Genomic DNA, 20,339 nt, shown 5'->3' with positions numbered 1-20,339 from the left:
GTAACGAGCCGATGGCTCTCAACAACATTTTGATGGTTTCAAACGGGTTGAAACCCGTTTTTACAATATTTTTTCGAAGCTACGCTTCTTTTTATGCCTTTAAAATTTTAATGCGTCTGCCCTGTTTACTATAATAAACGTCAATAAAAACCACGGAACGAAACAGAAAATATCATTTATGTGAGATCGTAAATGTCATATTATATCCTGTAAAAACGGGATGCCAATGTATAACTGCCACGATAAAACCGGTTTGATGGATGGTTTGAATGGGTATTTGCTCCTGCATTCTTCAGTAAGGCCACTATTGCGGGCCGACCGGATTTCGTAAAGCGCCTGTATAAATTTTATGCCGGCCTGCCGTATTTATTTTGCCGGTGTAATTACAATATTCCTGTACTCAATCGCACCATGATCGCCCTGTAATAAAAGCGGCCCCGGCTCGCCTTCTTTGCTGTTAATGGCGCCGCCGGTAATGCCCGGAATTTCCCGGTTGCAGATAACGGTCCTGCCATTGGCAACCACGGTAACCATTCTTCCCACAAGCGTTATATCATAGCTTTGCCATTCACCGGGCTTTTTGGCTGCTATTTCGCCGGGGGCAATAAAACCATATACCGCGCTGAATACGCCTTTATAAGGCTCACCCCCATGGCTGGCCTCTATCTGCACTTCGTATCTTCCCCGCAGGTAAACGCCGCTGTTGCTGCCTTCGGGATAGCGGAACTCAATATGCAGCTTAAAGTCTTTAAATGCCTGGTCTGTTATAAGATTGGAGCCCGAATGCGGGCTTTGTAAAATACCGTTGCCGGCTATCCATTGATTGACCTTGCCGGCTGCATGCCACCCGGTTAAATCTTTTCCGTTGAACAGCGTAACCGGCTTTTGCCAGGCTGGCTTCGCGGTAACGCGCATGTCTGGCGCATGCGCTGCGCTAAAGTTCATTACTTTTCCATCGGGCATGGTTATTTTACCGGCCAGGGTATCCGCCTGCAATTCAGCTTTAACGGAAAGATTGCCGGCCCCGCTTTCCCATTGCGGCGGAATGGAAAAGGTTAATATGTTATGGCTGAAATCAATTTCTGATACCGGTCTTGCGCTGCCAGCAATGCCTACAAATTCTCCCACCAGTGTATTAAAGCCTGAATGCTGCACTTCCAGCCAGGAAGGATATTCTTTTCCGTCGTCATAAATGGTTATATCCCACCTGCCGGTGATGGAAACCGCCGAATCGCTGTTTACAATGCCAGCTTTGCCGGTTATTGTTCCGCAGCAAAAAAGAAAGCAGATAAAGCAGTATGGTGCAAATACACTTTTCATATAGCTGAATAATTATGGCTAAATGTAGCTGAAAATATATAAACAAAAAAGGCCTGCTGTTTTTAAGGCGTAATCCTGAAACCTGCAACTTGTAGCCTGGGTTTACTTTTCAGCCTGCAGTTCATTCTTTATATATTCAGCAAAATCATTTCTCCTGAAAAACCACGGGTCGCTCTCTCTTTGCTTAACAGCGGCCTGCAGGAAATTTTTTGGATAATGTTTAAGCATTAATGCATACAGCGCGATAAAATGCTGCTCATCATTTTCTTCGTCATACCGGGAATAACTATTGCCCCGGTCAAAAATCTTTTTGAGCAAGCCATTTTTATCAACAAGCGCCATCGGCTCAAAATAACGCAGGATGATTGTATATGGCGTGTATGAATCAATATATTCAATCATCTTTTTATGCTTTTTTTCATGATCCGAAAGCCGGAAGGCAAACTCCATGGCTGCTTTATTATAACCTGAGTTATGCCTTGCCTTTGCAAGCATTTTCGTGCGCCATTTTTTCTTTTCTTCCTCATTCATCCGGCTGGTTATAAAAAGGTAGTCTTCAAAATCGAATGTATGCGGAAAGAGCGCGTACAGCACATCAGCCAGTTTGGCTTCATCGGGTTGTTCTTTATATATCTTTTTCAGCAGCAAAAAATAAGGTATGTTATAATCTTCCCTGTAATTACCTTCTGTTTGCTGAATGGCGTATTTTTCTGCAAGCCTGTACTGTTTGTTTTGTATAAGCAGGTTAATCAGCTTTTCATTATATGCATTATTAAAACGCACCGGTTTAAAAACAGTCAGGTATTCGTTGCTGTAATTAAAAGTTTCCGCTATTCCGAATAAGGTTTCCGTGTAAGCGGTTCCATTAACAGGATGTTCGGGATTATATTGGGCATACTGTTTAATAAGCCTGTCTGCCAGCTTTTTTCTTCTCGGTTCACCGGCAATGGTTATTATGTTTTTAAGATGAATAAGATAGTGCATCCTTACGGTACGCTTCTCGTTAATAAGATGGTTTATAAAATAGCCGGTTGCCTTTTCCCACACTTCTTCGCTGTATAAATTATTAATGTTTTCTACCTGCTGCTGCAGTATTTCTTCTACATATTTTACGGGCTTTGTGCCTGGGAATTTAAAAGTGGCAATAAGGTTAAGGCAGGCTTCCATTAATGCATGAAAATTGAGGAATAAATCCTCATCGCCTGTATTGGCGCCGTATGCTTCCGTGACAGGGGCATGCACCTGCTTCCATAAGCTGAGCACGTTTTTAACTTCTGTAAGGTCAATGTTCTTTTTCTTTTTTATTACTGATCTTGCCGCTTCAACCGTTACCTGCTCTACCTCCTTTATTGTATAAGAATGTTTCTTCGGGGAAAAATGATGTATAAAAGCAAGCGCAATATCTTTATTCACCGCCAGGAGGTCTTTTACCCAGTTTTTTAATTTATCAGGCGGTGCATCATCCAGCAGTAATTCTGCCGGGCTTATTTTCTTTTTGCCTTTTACCGCCGGGCTGGATTTTTTTCCTGATATAATGCTTAATAACAAAGCCGTTGCATGGCTGCAAAACTGCCGGCCATTTTTGCAATCGCAGCTATGCGCTGTTATTGTTCCATCTTTTGAGAGCGTTAAGGAAACATCAAAGCTGTCGTCGCCTTCATCCACGTAAGCAACATAATGGCCGGCTTTTGTTTCATCGCATTCTCTTACTATATTTTTTTCTGCGTGTTTCAGCAGCGTCTTTGGTAAACCCGTTTTATAATTTTTAAGCGTAAGTTCCATCTTCGGGATAAGCGTATTTATTGTGCACAAATTTGCGGGAAGTTTTTAAAGGCGGGTATAAAAAAAGGATACGGTTATGCACAGTTTCACAACAATGCAAAAGGCAGCGCCAAAAAAACGCTGCCTTCATTAATGATTAAAGTTTTGAGGATTTAGTAGCCGCTGTTCTGCGTAAGGCTGTTATTAATATCAATTTCCGATTGGGGCACCGGCCACAGGTAATCCCTGTTTTCATTAAACGTGCGGGTTTCAACTGAAATGTTGTCGCCGGAATAGGTTACGGCGCCCGTAGAGGCATTTACGGTGCCGGGACGTATGCCGTAAACGGTTCCGTTTCTTACTTCACTGCCAATTTTCCAGCGCTGTATATCAAACCAGCGCAAGCCTTCAAAGGCAAGTTCCACCCGTCTTTCCCTTCTTACCAGCGTTCTTAAAGTTGACTGGCTGTTATATACCGTCCTGTCCACTTCCGGCATGCCTGCACGGGTTCTTACTGCATCAATGGCGCTATATACCGATTCGTCTATGTCGTTTTGCTCTATCTTGGCTTCGGCATAGCCCAGTAATACTTCCGCATAGCGTATTACGATCACGTTTAAACCGGTGTTCCACATATCGCTGTAATCTTCTGACAGGTTTGATATATATTTCTTTATAAGATAACCTGTTTTGGAATTGTTATCTCCGTTATAGTAATCGTCTGAGCTTGCATCAATTGAATTGTAATAAAACCCTTCGTATAGCTGGCCGGGGTAAACAATGCTGGCAGCAAGGCGGGGATCCCTGTTTTCATAAGGGTTGTCAGCATCATAACCCGAGCCTGTTTCATCAATGGTTTTGCCATTGCTCATTTCATAAGCGTCCACTATTGATTGTGTTGGATCGAGCGATGACCAGCCTCCCTGCGATGATGTGGCCATTACGCCCGGAAGCCAGTTTGCAAAATCATTTTCTTTATACTGTACATCAAGAATCACTTCGCTGTTGTTTTCATTGCCTATGCGAAACAGGTCTGCATAGCTCGAATACAAGGAATAGCCCAGCCCCATTACCGTTTCATAATCTGTAATGGCAGAAGCATAATCCGCATCAAACAATTCTATTCTTGCTTTTAAAGCCAGCGCTGCGCCTTTGGTGATGCGGCCCACATCGCTGCCTGAATAACTTTCCGGTAAAATATCTGCAATCGTATCAAGTTCGCTCACAATAAAACTGCGCACATCGGCTGCTGCTGTTCTTGTTACGGCATTTGCTTCTTCGGTAGTAATGGTGGTTGTAACAAGCGGTACATCGCCATATAGCTGCGACATGATAAAGTATTGGTAGGCCCTTAAAAAGCGGGCTTCCCCTTTATACTGCGCTTTCAGGGTGTCATCCATCGGCGTGGCATCCACGTTTTCTAAAAACCAGTTGCAGCGCTGAATGGTTTTATAATTCCACCTGGTATAAGCATTCCCGTCAGATGATGTTACGGTACCGTTGCCATAATCCTGGTAGCCTTCCCAGTAAAACTGGCTGTAAACATTATCTGATACGGCATCCAGGTAGTAAATACTGTAATCTGTTTCCCAGCCGCTTTCTCCGCTTGAAGGGTCGGTGCCGCCATTATAGCAGCCATATAAAGCGGCCAAAGCATCTGACTGGGAAGACCAAAGCGAAGAATTGCTGTACGCATCCAGGGGATTGCGGTCAAGAAAATCTTTCTTGCAGGCCGATTGGGCTATTGCAATAAATAATATGAAATATACAAATGTCTTTTTCATGATGTGGAAGTTTAAAAGGTTACGTTAAGGCCAATGGTGTTTACTTTTACCTGCGGGTAATAATAAATGCTGCTTGTGGTGGGCGATTCGGGATCAACCCATTTATATAAATGGTCAAACGTTAAAATGTTCTGGCCACTGTAGTAAAAGCGCAGCTTATTTATACCTATTTTCTTTGTGATATTTTCAGGCAATGTATAGCCCACCTGCAGGTTCTTTAACCTTACATAGGAACCGTCTTTAACCCAGAAAGAGGATGGCGTGCCGCTTGGATCGTTTTGCGTATAAGAATACCATATCCTCGGCAGCGAGGCGCCTGTGTTTTCCGACGTCCAGGTATCAAGCAGGGCTGTTGTAGGCTTGCCTGCGCCGGAGCTGACGGAACCTATTTTGCCCACATCTGTATAGTTCTTTACGCCGGCGGCGCCCTGGAGGAAGATGGTAATATCAATGCCTTTCCATTGGCCTGTAAAGGTTAAGCCAAAAGTAACTTTTGGATAGTACGTGCCAAGGTTTACCCTGTCGGCGCTGTTGATCGTATCATTACCATCAATGTCTGCATAACGCAGGTCGCCTGCTGCCGTTGTGCTTTTTTGATAGGGCGCCTTGGAAACATCCTCATCCGACTGGAAAATACCCGTTGCCTTATATCCATATAAAGAGTAGAACGGAACACCCACATCATAATAGGTATAGCCGCTGATGATGGGGCCTGTGCCCTGCAGGTCTTTCACCGTGTTTTTTATAAATGTGGCATTGGCGTTTACGCTATACGTAAAGTCTTTATGGCCGCCGTTATAGCCCGCAGAAAACTCCCAGCCCTGGTTTGATATTGTAGCTGCATTCTGCACAGGCGCTGTAAGGCCATACGCGGCGCCCACAGGAATGCTTAATAATATGCCATCGGTGAGCTTGTTAAAATAATCAACCGTTACAGTGATTTTGTTTTTCAAAAAACCTGCATCAATGCCTATATCTGTTTCCCGGGTAGTTTCCCATTTTATATCTGCGTTAGAACCATCAACGGGCGCCACACCAGCGGCAATTGTAGCGTCTGTGCCGCCGAAAATATAATTCTGGCTGCCGGATATCAACGATATGTACGGATAATATTGCTGGTCAACTGAAAGGCTGGAGCTAAGCGTTTGGTTTCCTAATTTGCCCCAGGAGCCGCGCAGCTTTAAAGCAGATACCGTTGATTTTAAATTGCTGAAAAAATCTTCCCTGTCAATATTCCATCCCGCAGAAAAGGAAGGGAACAGGCCCCACCGGTTAGCGGGCGCAAACCTTGATGAGCCATCATAACGGAGATTTATTTCCAGCAGGTACCTGCCTTTATAATCATAGTTTAAGCGCCCGAAATATGATTGCAGGGCAAGCTCATAAGAATAGCCGCTTGTTGTTTGCCCGTCAGTTGAACCGAGGTTAACATCGGTGAGCAGGTTATTTAAGAAACTTTTCCTGTAGCCATCATCGTACGTGTATTTATTATATTCCTGCGAGTAGCCGCCTAAAATTTTAAAGTTATGATCGCCGAAGGTTTTGCTGTAGTCAATAAGGCCCTGCATAGTAACCGTATTCATGAAGCTGTTTGCATCGGTAACCGAGTTTGGCCCCTGGTAAAATGTTTCGTTGCCGTCGGCATCATAATATTGCTGGTCGGCTATAAAGTTCTTGCTGTGCGAAGCTTTCATTACATAAGCAATAGAAGGGCGGATGTGCAAATCCTTAACCGGCGACCAGTCTGCTGCAATATTGCTTAAGAGGTCGTAATAGTTATAGTTTTGTTCACTCTTTCCTTCCAGCCATGCCATGGGGCTGCCATCGCTTATATAGCCATAATAACCATTTTCATATTTATACGGAATGGTTGGCGATATCCTGTTTATCTGCCTTACCAGCTGTGTAAAATTGCCGGTGTAGGGATTAGTCGGCTGCCTTTGCGATGAATATGTAAAGGCCATATTGCCCGTTATGGAAAGCTTATCGGTAACCTGCGATTTTACATTATAACGTGCCGTATATCTTTTTGCATTCGTTTTTTTAACCAGCCCGTTTTCATCAAAGAGGCCCAATGACAATGAATACTGCGTTTTATCATTTCCGCCGCTTACGCCAAGGTAGTGGTTTTGCTGAATGCCATTTCCCTGGTAAAATAACCCAAGCCAGTCTGTATTTGGATAATTATAGGGGTCTGAACCATCTTTAAAGGTTTGTATTTCATCATCCGTCCATCTCAATGTGGTGCCTTCGTTTTCCAGGGCCTGGTTATACAATGTAGCCGCTTGCCAGGAGGGCAGGAAATCCGGCAGGCCATTGGCGCTCTGCTTGCCCACATAACCGTTATAGGTAATTTGTGAAATGCCTTTTTTACCAAGCTTTGTCGTAATAAGAATAACGCCATTCGCCGCCCTTGAACCATAAATAGCGGCAGAGGCGGCATCTTTTAAAACAGATATGGAGGCAATATCATCCGGATTGATATTATTCAGGTTGTCAAGCGTTGTAACAACGCCGTCAACCACAATAACAGGATTGGCATTGTTTAAAGTGCCTATGCCCCTTATGCGAATGGTACCGGCATCGCTGCCCGGCTGGCCACTGGCAGATGCCGTTACCGTTACGCCCGTCATGGTGCCCTGCAAGGCATTGCCCACGCTTGTTACAGGCCTGTTTGCAAGCTGCTTTTCAGTTATGGCGGTAACGGCGCCTGTAAGGTTTTCTTTCTTTTGTGTGCCATAACCCACCACCACCACATCGTTCAACTGGTCTGGCGATGGCCGGAGTGAAATGTTAATAAAGCCTTCGTTTTGCTTAACCGTATAATCCAGAGCGCTGTAGCCAACATAAGAAATGTGCAATACATCGCCTGCCGAAGCAGCAATATTGAAGTTGCCGGAGTTATCTGTAACAGCGCTTGCACCACCGGCGCCTGTAATGGAAGCGCCCGCCAACGGTTCATGGGTGCTGTCGCTTTTAATATTACCTGAAATTTTTTGCTGTGCAAAAGTTATTACAGGCAGCGCCGCTATACATAGCAGCAAACCAAATGAGAAAAATCTTGCTTGCATCTTCATAAGCCATTATTATTTTATGATTAAAGAATTGTTAATGGCTTACTAAGATGGGCAAGATTTGCTTTAACAGAACATTTTAAAAACGCTGCATGGCTATGCAAACGTTTGAATTTTAAAAACAATCGTTTGCGTGAATTTTGATGCGCCTGGCTGTTTCAGATTTTCTGGCTGCCTAACCACAGTATATAGTTCAGGGATTTTTAAACAAATAAGAACAACTACAACAGCAGAAGTCTGATTCTGAATATCGCATTGCGCTATAACGCTGATACCAGCCGCTTTAGAAATGCACTCTTTTTACAGCACTAAAAATGACTCAGCCATTTGGTTCTTTCTTCTAAAATTTCCCTCGAAGCAATTAAAGTTTTCCTGCAGCCGCATTATTCTTAAATGGCTGTACCTCTTTAACCTTAACTGACCCATTATAGTGCATAGATGATGTATCAGAATGTTATTCAGGGCATAGTAAATACCCAAGCTATCAGCATCCATGCTCAGATAGCTTTCCAACAGGCTTATATCATCCCATTCTCTCTGAAAATAATTTAAAAATTAAGTTCTCTTACCTCTTTAATATCTATTGTTTGTATAGCCGGCCAGGTTTATCCATATCACAAAAACTGTTACAGGGGAAGGGGTATTTACCATCCCGGGTTTTGGCTTATTTTTCCATTTGCTTTTGTAATCTGGCTTAGAGATATTGGTAGTAAATAATCCCTGCCTGTATTGAACTGATAACCATCAGCCATGCTGCTGGTGTTGGCATACGGTAAAATATATCCGTCGGTATTTGTATATATATTTGTGCCCACTTCCAAATCTGAGATTACTGTAGCAAATTGATTTTCCTTAGCGCCCAGGGGCTGATAATTTACTATTAAACTACCTGCGGCAGCCCATCTCATCAAATCGTTCAACCTGTATCCTTCACATGCCAATTCTACACGTCTTTCTCTCCGGACTTCATTGATAATGGGGGACAAATCGGGAAACTGCCAATCAGGATCTGTGGGAATGCCTGTCAAAGTCAGATCAGGCATGTTAACTCTGGCTCTTAATTCATTTATTGTAATATCAATATCGTTTTGAGTAATTGTTCCAAGTTCCGCCTTGGCCTCTGCGTAGATGAGCAATATTTCTGCATAGCGCATGTAGATGGTACCATCGGTGCCTCCGGTGCTATTATGTGAATCCTGGTAATAATCGGTATTAAGACCTTTTTTGATTTGGAACCCGGTTGTATTAGGATCTCCGGATACCAGGGCAGGATAAGTAAAATATTTAATAGAGCCTGAAATGCCGCTTTCATTAGCTACAACCGTATCGCCATACATAAATATGCTTTGCCTTAATCTTGGATCCCTATTAGCTACAATTTGGGACAAGGAATCATCCCCTTCATATAAGGAACTGAGGCTTATGGGTTTTCCATCTGTGCATAAAAAAGCATCTACCAAAGATTTTGATATTCCATCATCGCAGGTACCTTCGGAACCAAACTGGTAATAATTTTGCCAGTAAGTTATCAAGCCGTCTGTCTGATTGTAAGCGCGCCAGAACATAATTTCATTGCTGCTGCTGTAGTCGGTTTGGTTAAATAAATTGAAGTACCCGTTGTATTCCCCAACATTGTCTAACTGGAAAGTGCCCGAGCTTATAACAGCATCTGCCGCCTCTGCCGCTAACTGTAAATATGTTGTTCCATCTTGCCCCGAAACGCCAAAATCATCATTTTCATGATATTTTTCCCATGTACCCTCATAAAGGCAGATACGCGCTTTCATTCCCTGGGCATATTCCTTATATATACGCATGGCGGAAGCGTTGGATTTTGTGGGCAATAAAGCAATAGCGCTGTCTAAATCCTTTATTACAGAATCTATAATTATATGCCTTGAAAGACGGGGCGAATATATCAAAGCCGTGTCGTCTGTCGTCAATGGTTTATTTATCCATGGTAAATCGCCAAAAGACGTTACGCCATTAAAGTACAGGCATGCCCTGAGAAAGTAAGCTTCACCTACATAAGCAGAAATTGCACTCGCTTCGGCATCAACTTTGGAATAATTTGCCAAGAAGTAATTCACGGTGTATATATCTGTCCACTTGGCATAATCGCCATTTGAAGCAACGGTATTCAGCCCGTTCAACCTGCTATTGACACTTAACGGAACCATATTATCACTGTTATCATCCACACTATAAATACCTAAGCTGCCATAACTGTTGTACCGGGGAAATACATTAGTTATTTCATAAAAACTATTGGCATAGTTTTCCAGATCGGCGGCCGTATTCCAATAAGCGTTGGTAGCTAAATCATCAGATGGCGTAAGGTCCAGGAAACTATCGCGCTTGCATGAGCAGAATAATAAGACTCCTGATAAAAGATATAAAAGAAAAATGTTTTTTGCTTTCATCGTATAAAAAATTAAATAGTATTAAAGAATATTTACCTGCACGCCAATAGAAAAAATACGTTGCAACGGATAAATTTTTTCATCGGATTGCAGCAGCTCCGGATCTACATACTGATGTTTGAATACACCGGAAAAAGTTGCCAGGTTATCTATGCTGCCGTATATTTTAAATTGCGAAAAATGATATTTCTGGGAAAACTTATCCGGGATCGTATATCCCAATTGCAGATTCTTGATTCGCATATAAGCTGCGTTTAATAAATATCCGGATTGGGTAACCATGTTTTTGCTCGACCCGTTATTTATATCTAAGCGCGGGAAATATCCGTTTGGATTACTCGTTGTCCACCTGTCTGCAATTTTGGGTGTAACCGTGCTCTGATATTCCGTAGTTACATTCCAAAAATAGTTATTGGTAGGCCAGTAATCTGTATGCCCTTGGCCCTGGAGGAAGACACTGACATAAATACCCTGATATTGTGCGCCTAAAGTAAGCCCGTAAAAAAACTTGGGCGTAGTATTACCGATAATTGTCTGGTCTCCCGGGTTGCTTACCGTATTATCCCCATAGGTGATTACTCCATCTTTATCTAAGTCAGCATATTGAATGTCTCCGGGCTCGTATCCGCTTGAATTGATTTCCGATTGGTCGGGAGCATTGGTAACCTCATCTGCACTTTGGAATTTTCCTACGGTTTTAAAACCCCAAATCGCACCGATTTTTTCCCCTGTATAAGATGAACCAATGCTTTTGCTTGAATTTCCATCCCATTTTGTTATTTTCCCTGAATAGCGGGAAAATGTACCTCTCGCATTCAACGCCAATTTTCCGTATTGATGATGCCAATTTACGGTTATATCATATCCTTTGGTAACAGAAGCAGCATTGTTAACCGTAGGGGCAGTGATGCCCAATGTGGCAGGATAGTCGTAGGAAGTACCGAACTGGTCGGTAATATTCTTCCTGTACCAATCGAAAGTAGCGCTGAAGTCCTGCAAGAAATCAATATCCACACCAAAATCCAGTTCGGAAGGCTTTGCCCATGTAAGCGTAGGGCTGATAAGGCTTGTGGGATTATATACATCTGCCGAACGCCCGCCGCTAGAAGGAGTAAATATCCAGGAGGTAGATGTAGCTACTCTTGAATTTAAGTTATTTAAATAAGGATAATAACTAGACGCATTTAGGAAATAGGAGATATCGCCCAACCCTCCATAAGAAACACGGAATTTGAGATTATTAATAACATGAGTAAGCCCTTGAAAAAAGTTTTCTTTAGATATGTTCCAGCCTGCAGAAAACGCTTTGAATAAATGATACCTTGTGCTATCCGGAAATAAAGACGTGCCCATATAGCTTGCATCCAGCTCCAATAAATATTTTTCCTTATAATCATAATTTATTCTGCCGATTGAGCTGATCGTTGCCCAGCTATATTCGTCATCAGTAGCTGAATTCGTTCCATAAGTAAGCGATAAGGAAGGCTGTGCCGTATTATATAAATTTTGGTTATATCCTGTAATCCCGGCATAATTTTTCTTTTCCTGTTGTTCTCCCATTAATATTTTAAAGTGATGACCATTGATACTTTTCTCATAACTTGTAAATATATTCCAGTTAAAATAGGAAGTATTGGTATATTCTTTTGTGATGGAAGAAACCGTACTGCTCATAGTGCTTGGGTTATCCGGCGTAGAATAATAGTACGGCAGAATAGAAGATGCAATATTATAGCTTTGATAATTGTAATTGTAATGACCCAGTACCTCCCAGCCAGGCAATGGCTTGAGGGTAATGTCTCCAATAATATTGCTGATATTGTTACGGCTTGTATTGGTTCCGCCTTCGGATAATTGTGGTATATAGGAGGCTTGCATATAGCCGCCGTTGGGCGCCTTTACCGGTATGATAGGCCATAACCGGGCAACCTGATGGAACCAGTTATATCCTGTGTTTGATCCTCCGCTGTAAGGATATTTATCGTTTTCCTGAGCATAAGAATATTTAAGGCCAATGCTGATATATTTATTTACATCAGCATTCAGGTTAGCCCTGATATTATTTCTTGTATAATCGTTATACGCATATCTGTACATACCGCTTTTTCCTTCGGTACCGCCTGCTATATAATAAGTGAAATTTTCTCCACCCCCCTGTACACTTAAATTATGCTGTTGAGCAGCAGTAGCCCAATCTTTCAGATATACTTTAAACCAGTCTGTGTTAGCATTGCCAAAGGTAGGGTCATAGTCTGCCCATGCATTTGATCCCGACACTTGTATTGTTCCTGCAGTAGTTGAAGGATTCGCCATGTAGGCTTTGATGCGGGTTATGACCGAATCCGGAAATAATGCCGATATACCTGCATTGGTATAGGCTTCATTCATGGTGTTTACAAAAGTTAATGAACTGGACATCGTCGGCTCGTTCAATAACTGAGCAAAAGAAAAATTATTTGTATAAGTAACCCTCGGCTTCATATTTTTCTTTCCCTGTTTGGTAGTGATGATCAGCACGCCGTTTGGCGCCCTTGAACCATACACGGCAGCCGACGCAGCATCTTTCAGCAAGCTGATGCTTTCCACATCGTTGGGATTGATGGAATTGATATCGCCCTCCGAACCATCTATAATCACGAGGGGGCTTGCAAGGGTGCCGGATAATCCTGTAAAACCCCTTACATTAAGGCTTTTCTTTGCATCGGGAGCGCCTCCTGAATAGCCTGTTGTAATATTTAAATTTGCCATCTTGCCTTGCAATGCATCCGGAATGTTCACAACAGGCCTGTCCTGAATTTCTTTGCTGTTTATCTGGTCTACCGCTCCGGTAAGGTTAATTTTCTTTTGTGTGCCGTAAGCAACTACCATTACTTCGCTGAGGGAGGAAATCACTGCTTTCAACTGAACATTAATTTCTTCAGGCCCTTCAATGGTTATTCTTTTTGTATCATATCCCACATAAGAGATTTCCAGAACATCTCCTTTATTTGCGCTGATGGAAAATTCGCCTTTGCTGTTTGTAACCGTGCCTTTTTTAGAACCGATAATTATCACGGAAGCGCCGGCAATAGGAGTTCCGGCAGAATCGGTCACTTTTCCATGCATTATTTCGGCCAATGTTTGCGAACTGCCAATCGGAGACACCACATCAATTGCAGAAGATTCAGTTTTTCTTTCTATAAAGATGACGCCGTTTTCTATACGGAACTGAAGTTTTTGATTATGCAAACATTCATTAAGCACATTCTGTACAGAAACCTGCTTTGCCTGAATGCTTACAGGCGCTGCATCCTTTAATAAAGATTCATCACAAAATACTGACAAGCCCGTCTGCCGCGATATTTCGCTAAATACCGCTTTTAGCGACGCATGTTTCATTGAAAAAGTTACTTGCTGGGAAAGCCCTCGTGCCGAAAGCGACAAACAAGTTGCGAGCAACATAATAGCAGTCATTTTCATAACCAGTAGTGGTTTTGCTTTTAAATGCATAATTTTACTTTGTTTGGTTGATTACATTAATAGAATATTCTTGAACGGTTTGTTTCATCGGGTACCCAAGTATTATTGTCGGAAGTGCTGTCAACACTTCCGATTTTTTTTACCCCTTTATCTATCGGTTATGTGTTCATAACATACATATTTTAAGGTTTTACAATTAATCTGTTTTCAGTATCTATATCAAAATGTACCTGATTTTGCATCAGGAGGCTTAATACTTCGGAAAGATTCATATTACGATTAATACGGCCATAAAATTTCCTTGATGGTATGTTTCCTTCAAACGATACCTTAATGTTATACCAGCGCGCCAATTGGCGCATAATGGTATAAAGGTCCGCATCGTCAAATTGGAAAAAGCCGTCTTTCCAGGCAAGCACCTGACCGGTATCTACAGTAGAAACAGTTAGTTTATACGCAGAAGTAACTGCTTGTTCGCCTGGTTTCAGCACTCCGGATACATTTGTGTTGGAAATTTTTATGCTGCCCTTTATAAGCGTTGTTTTAATAAAAGGTTCATCTGCATACGCATTGATATTGAATGAAGTGCCAATGTCTTCAATAACAGTGTTATTTACTTTAACCTTAAAAGGTTGCTGTGCATTATGTATCACTTCAAAATAAGCTTCTCCTTCCAGCTCCACTACCCGTTCTTTTCCGGCAAATACTGTCGGATACCTGAGCGACGATGCTGAATTAAGCCATACGCTGGTGCCGTCCGGAAGAATAATCTTAAACGCTCTGCCTTTCGGTACAATCAGGGTGTTATATGCAACGGTTGCCGCCTTACCTGCCACTTTGCTGTATATGATCTGGTTGCCTTGTTTGGTTATAGAAGCGCCAGCCTGGCTGATTAAAACACCGTTACCTGCACTGTCTAAAACATGTTTTGAGCCATCTGCGAGGGTTAATATTGCACCGCTGTGCCCGGGTAATATATCTTCTTTTACAGCTGCCCGCTCATTATCATTCTTTTGATGAAATATGGATGAATATTGATAAACAAGATAACCGGCTCCCAGTAAAATAACAATGGAAGCTGCAACTGGAATAATACGGAAGCATATATTCTTTTTTGCCGCCTGCCGTGTATGCCCACGGGCGTATGCCCGAACACGGGTGCGCATTCGCTTCATTAGCTCATTCTTTTCAATCTCTGAAAGGAATGGAATAATAATTTTGTCAGGAATGCTGCTTTCATACCATTCTTGCAACAGTTGCTCTTCTTCCGGCAAAACCGTTCCCGAAAAGTATTTGTTTATCAATTCCTGTAACAATTTCTCATTCATCTGTCAATAGGTATTATGAAAGGCGCTTTACACTCAATGAAAATTTTATTTTTTTTAAGAAAATGAAAACTATCCAATATGCTTATGCTCATGATTATAAAGCACCCATATCACAATACAACAACCAACTATTGCTCAAAAAAATCCAGCTCGGCAATAGTTAGAAAATTGCCTGCGCCTTCAAATGCAGCCGCCTGCACGCGTACATACCTTGCCGTTACAGACTTTGGGAAAATATAGCTTCTGGTGGTTGGATCGTTTACAAGATTACCGAATTCAAAATTGCCGGCGTCTGCCCATGATTGCCTGTCTTTGCTTATTTGTATAATTCCTTTTGCCATCATGCCGCCACGTATTTTATTCTGGGGCGTATAGGCAAAACTTTTTATGGTGTATGTCTTTCCAAAATCAATGGTAATAGATTGCGGCAAACCGTCATCTTTCGATTGCCACCACGTATCATTGTCTGCATCAAATGCGCTCAATGCTGTATGGTTCCTGATTTCGCTGCTTATCTGCAACAGCTTCCAGCCGCCTTTGGCAATACCGAATGTATTGCTTACGATCGCTCCGCGCTCGTTGTTGTCAATAGCAACCGCCGTAACCTGTCCTTTATCCAGCAGGAAAGGTTCTGTGTATAAAGCAGAAGATGTTGTAGGCACTGAGCCGTCGAGCGTATAATAAATTTTAGCGTCTGCATTCAGGTTCTTCGATGCATGCTCGCCATGGGGCTTCCAGTTAAAATTTTCTTTTAAAGGTTCTATGGTTACCATGCCTTTTGCATCGCGGCTTACCTGAAGCTGCGGCGGCCTTGATTTATAATAATGCGCAGAAAAATGGCTGATAGCCGGTGTAGCCCTCGACTCTAAAATGCGCAATCTGAAACAGCCGGATGTTGTTTCCGGGAAACGCAATATTCTTTTATAGCCGATATTGGTTGCTGCGGCAATTTCTTTCCATTGCCCGTTTATCCATGCATCTACTGCGTGCTTCTCTACACGTTCGCTGTGCGTTGCCACCGCTTCCTGCAATACAATGCGGTTTATGGTTACAGGCGACGGTGTTGTAACAATGATGTAGGGCTTGCTGCTTTTTACAAGCGTATAAGTTTCATCGCTTTTATCTAAAACGGCTGCCGGTCCTTTGGCGTGTTCAAACAGGTTTACGCCGTAGGTTTCCCTGATGCGGTTGCCTACATCATTCAGCACTTTTACATCTTCGGGAGAAAATTTGCCCTGCCTGTTGGGCGGTATGTTTAAAAGAAAAGTGGAGTTGCCGCCAACCGCTCTTTCATACATATCGAACACATCATCGGCGCTTCTTACTTTTTGTGTGGAATCGTCGCGATAAAACCAGCCTTCGCGAATGGAAGTGTTTGTTTCCGCCTGCTGGTAATGCAGGTACTTCGCTTTGTACACCTGTTCGCGGCTGCCTAATGTATCGGCATTCAGATCGGGAAAATGATTGGCAGTATCGGGATTGAAAGAGAAGGGGAGCACATTCCATTCGGTGGCTCTCGTCTTGCCCGATTCATTGCCACACCAGCGTACATCTTCCTGTCCGAACATCACGGCTTTGGGCGCAAGCTTGTGTACAAGCGTTTCCCATGCTTTGTAATTATAGGTTTGCCCGCCTTTTGTTTTCGGCGTTGCGCCGTCAAACCAAACCTCGTATATAGGACCGTATTCTGTCAGCAGCTCAAACAACTGGTTGAGAAAATATTCGTTGTAATCATCTACAAGAAAACGGAATTTTGTTTTATTGGCAAACGGTCTGCCCGGCACTTCTCGCGGAATGGTGCGCATGGTGTATTTGCTCAGGTTACCGTACAATCCTGTGGGGCTTTCAATCTGGAAAAGATCGTCAGGAGAAAGATAGAGGCCCAGCTTCAAACCGTATTCTTTGCAGGATGCGGAAAGGTCTTTCAGCACATCGCCTTTACCGTTTTCAAAATCAGACGACATAATTCCGTGCGTGGTATAGCGGCTCTGCCATATTACAAAACCGTCGTGGTGCTTCACGGTAAGAATAACCATCTTAATGCCTGCAGCTTTCATGGCTTTGCACCATTGGCTGGTATGCAGCTCTTTCAGGTCAAACACTTTTGGGTCTTCCCCGCCTGTCCCCCATTCTCTGCCGGTAAATGTATTCGGACCAAAATGAACGAATGCAATAAATTCATTTTTTAGGGCGATGTATTGATTTGCAGTGGGGATGACGTGTGCAGCTTTATTAATAATCACCGCCTTACCGTCGCCTTTGTTTACAGGAGTTGTATGGCGGTATTGAATAGTATCTGCCTGCTGCGCTATTGACTGAAAAGCGATCACAAGTGATGCCAGACATGCTGCTGTTTTCATCTGTTTGTTTTTAATACTGTATTTACCACGAAAGGCATGGAACTTTTGTTCATAAATTTTACAGATACACTTTTACCCCAACCCACGAACCGCTTAATTGCCGGCCTGTCAGAATATATAACGGATAATCAAACGGGGAACTGCAACGCGCCTGCGTTTTTTGCTCTTGGGTTAAGTATAGGTATTGCGAAGAAGGGATTACACCCAACAGCATGCGATTTTTTAAAGGAAGCGTATAATAAGGAAGAATATAACTTAAAAACAGGCATTCTTCAGCGCTGCCCTAAGTGTCTGCAAGGCACGGAACAGATGGTTTTCCACCGTTTTGGGCGCAAGGTGCATTCTTTCTGCGATTTCTTTGACAGGCATTCCGTTTTCCCTGCTATATTGATAAACAATTTTACATTTTTCAGGTAATAACTGAACTGCTCTTTCAAGTGTTGCCTTTAGAAATAAAACATTAATATCAGATTCTCCGGAATGGGATACACACAAGGCAGGCATCTTTTCCAATAATGCCATTCTTCTAAACTCTTTTTGCAGATATAAAAAAACAGAAAATTTTATTGCAGTAGCTAAATAAGCCGACAAAGAATTAATTTCTACTGAATAACGCCTATCCCATAGGCGCATAAAAACATGCTGCACCATATCTTCGGCAACATCTTTTCTTTTAGCGAAGCTAAAGGCAATGGCAAAAAGCTTTTCAGCATACCGGTCATATATAGCCGTAAATGCATTTTCATTTCCCTCCTTTAACAATATCAATAGTTGTTTATCCGTAAGCCCTGAATAATCTCGCACAGTTTCCATTAGTATGTTATATTTCGAATCGTTGCAGTTTGTGTCAAAATACTTTTAAGTCTTTTTGTAAACTCCCTCAGGACACTAATGCCATGAGCATTTTCTTTCCAGCTTTTAAAAATATCTCCGCCACGTTTTGGTTAAGCTGGCCTGGAAATAAATATTTTTTGCTAATTTATCTGTTTTTAAAGACGAATGCTTATGCATACGTTTGCGTATTTTTTAACCAAAATTGAAAAAACAATACAACGATTATTCACAATTATGTTATTGATACCTGTTGCTAAAGCATGGTGGAACTGAAATATGATTAAGAGCCTGTTCAAAAGAAAAAGAGCAGAAGTAAATTGTAACAAAATTTAGCCACAGCAAAAAGTTCCATTGTCATATATTATTGCTTTGCAATATGGCAAGAGAGGCTTCCTTTACATATATCTATCCAAGGTATAGGCAAAGGCTCGTTTATAATATTGTTAGCATTTCCCTACAATAATCACAGCTTTTACGGTCTGGTTGCAAGCTGCTATATTTAAAAAATGCCTTTATTCAGGCAGTGACAGATGGCGGCTTTTAACAGAGGCAATATGGTTTACAATCTCCTGAAATTTTTCTTCTTTTTCAATCAGCAATTGCAGTAAATGCGCCTGGTTGCCGGCGCGCAAAAAATTGTGGCCTTCATATTTGCTGCCGTAATATACATCGTTATTAAGATAATCGGTAAGAAAACGCAAAGCCTGCATATAAATTAAAAACTTGCCGGCAAAAACAAAATGGCTCAGTTCGGTTTCATTTAATTCTTTACCCATTTCGTGCAGGTAGCCTTCTGCAATGGCGGCAAAATAATCTTCGCGCATTTCAAGCTTTGAAAAATCTTTTTCTTCTTCGCCATAAGGGGAAATATAAGTGCGTATCATATCGCCCACATCACTTATAAAATAACCGGGCATTAAAGTGTCGAGATCAATTACACAAATGCCTTTATTATTATCATCAAACAATACATTGTTGATTTTTGTGTCGTGGTGCGTAACCCTGGGCTTTAAAGCGTTTGCTGTTTTTAGCTGCTCATATTCTGCAACAATGTGCTGCTGGCTGTTTAAGAAATGTATAAGCGGTAAAGATTGCTGAATGCGTTCTTTATTGCCTTTTGCAACCGCTTTTTGAAAATCGTTATAGCGAAGGTATATATTATGAAAATCAGGAAGTGTGATTTTTAATTTATATACGGGAAAACCTGCCAGCAACCTGGTAAGCTCGCCAAATTTGCGGGCAGCTTCAAACGCCTGGCCTGCATTTTCTGCAACATTAATGGTATGCGAATTTTTAATGAAAGGGTACATCCTGTAGCATCCATCTGCTGTATAAACAAGGTCATCCAGCATAGTGGTGGTAACAGGCGTGCAAAAAAAATATTCCGGGCAATGAACGGAAAGATAATGGGATACAGCCTTGATATTGTCTGAAATATATTCCGGGCGTTTGAAAACGCCTGTATTTATTCTCTGCAGGATAAATATGCCTTTCTCCGCATCTTCTATCTTCCATGTATTGTTAATTAACCCATCACCAAATGGTGTTATTGAAGCTACAGCATTCAATCCATAAGCGTTTGGAATATCATTCGTCATAATCTCATTTTGAGGCGGCAACCGGCTTAAATTGTTAACAACCCAAACATAAAAAAGAATTAATGCAAAATAATGCGCAAACGGTTGCTAAAATTTTAAAGCGTGAATTTAGAAGTTGTTTGAGTTATTTACTAAAATTGATTACAGGGTTATTGTTCAGATGCATTTTAACTTAACGTGAGTTCGGGATAAGCTTAGATTGTTATTTCAACCTCATCCCAACCCTTTTATTTCGTGCATATATATATTAATTGCCTCAATGAATGCTTTGCATTTCCAAAGGAGAAGGGCAGGAAAAAAACATGATTTTTTGCATGTTTTATGAGTTTCAGGGCGTCGGAAGTCCTCTCCTTTGGAGAGGATTTAGGTGAGGTCTATCTGCAGGCTTTAAACATATC

10 protein-coding genes are annotated in these 20,339 nt (G+C 41.9%); all 10 read right to left on the bottom strand.

All coding sequences use genetic code 11. The annotated features are described in order from the left end of the window. Window positions 1-366: 366 nt before the first annotated feature. Window positions 367-1,320, bottom strand: a complete 954-nt coding sequence (locus tag QM629_RS11010; protein WP_415159920.1) for a DUF1080 domain-containing protein — start codon at window positions 1,318-1,320, stop codon at window positions 367-369. Between the two features lie 102 nt (window positions 1,321-1,422). Continuing rightward, window positions 1,423-3,132, bottom strand: coding sequence for a hypothetical protein (locus QM629_RS11005; protein ID WP_415159919.1), 1,710 nt, complete (start codon window positions 3,130-3,132; stop codon window positions 1,423-1,425). 122 nt (window positions 3,133-3,254) lie between these two features. Next, window positions 3,255-4,865, bottom strand: coding sequence for a RagB/SusD family nutrient uptake outer membrane protein (locus tag QM629_RS11000; protein ID WP_415159918.1), 1,611 nt, complete (start codon window positions 4,863-4,865; stop codon window positions 3,255-3,257). 11 nt (window positions 4,866-4,876) lie between these two features. Then, complete coding sequence (locus QM629_RS10995) at window positions 4,877-7,942, bottom strand: SusC/RagA family TonB-linked outer membrane protein (RefSeq protein ID WP_415159917.1); 3,066 nt, start codon at window positions 7,940-7,942, stop codon at window positions 4,877-4,879. Between the two features lie 641 nt (window positions 7,943-8,583). Further along, window positions 8,584-10,362 carry a RagB/SusD family nutrient uptake outer membrane protein gene (locus QM629_RS10990; protein ID WP_415159916.1) on the bottom strand — a complete coding sequence of 593 codons (1,779 nt, stop codon included), beginning with the start codon at window positions 10,360-10,362 and terminating at the stop codon, window positions 8,584-8,586. Between the two features lie 21 nt (window positions 10,363-10,383). Then, window positions 10,384-13,686, bottom strand: a complete 3,303-nt coding sequence (locus QM629_RS10985; protein ID WP_415159915.1) for a TonB-dependent receptor — start codon at window positions 13,684-13,686, stop codon at window positions 10,384-10,386. Window positions 13,687-14,003: 317 nt separating this feature from the next. Next, window positions 14,004-15,149 (bottom strand): FecR family protein, encoded by a 1,146-nt coding sequence (locus tag QM629_RS10980; RefSeq protein ID WP_415159914.1) that lies wholly within the window; start codon window positions 15,147-15,149, stop codon window positions 14,004-14,006. Window positions 15,150-15,277: 128 nt separating this feature from the next. Then, entirely contained in the window at window positions 15,278-17,509 is a 2,232-nt protein-coding gene (locus QM629_RS10975; RefSeq protein ID WP_415159913.1) for an alpha-L-fucosidase, read from the bottom strand. Between the two features lie 255 nt (window positions 17,510-17,764). Continuing rightward, complete coding sequence (locus QM629_RS10970; protein ID WP_415159912.1) at window positions 17,765-18,322, bottom strand: RNA polymerase sigma-70 factor; 558 nt, start codon at window positions 18,320-18,322, stop codon at window positions 17,765-17,767. 533 nt (window positions 18,323-18,855) lie between these two features. Beyond that, a complete protein-coding gene (locus tag QM629_RS10965) occupies window positions 18,856-19,941 on the bottom strand; it encodes a phosphotransferase enzyme family protein (protein WP_415159911.1) in 1,086 nt (361 codons plus the stop codon). Between the last annotated feature and the right edge of the window lie 398 nt (window positions 19,942-20,339).

Origin of the sequence: Parafilimonas sp. (assembly GCF_047606085.1) — a bacterium.
Classification (GTDB): Bacteria; Bacteroidota; Bacteroidia; order Chitinophagales; family Chitinophagaceae; genus Parafilimonas.
Note: the sequence above shows the minus strand (reverse complement) of the source record. Positions and strands in the feature narration are given on the sequence as shown.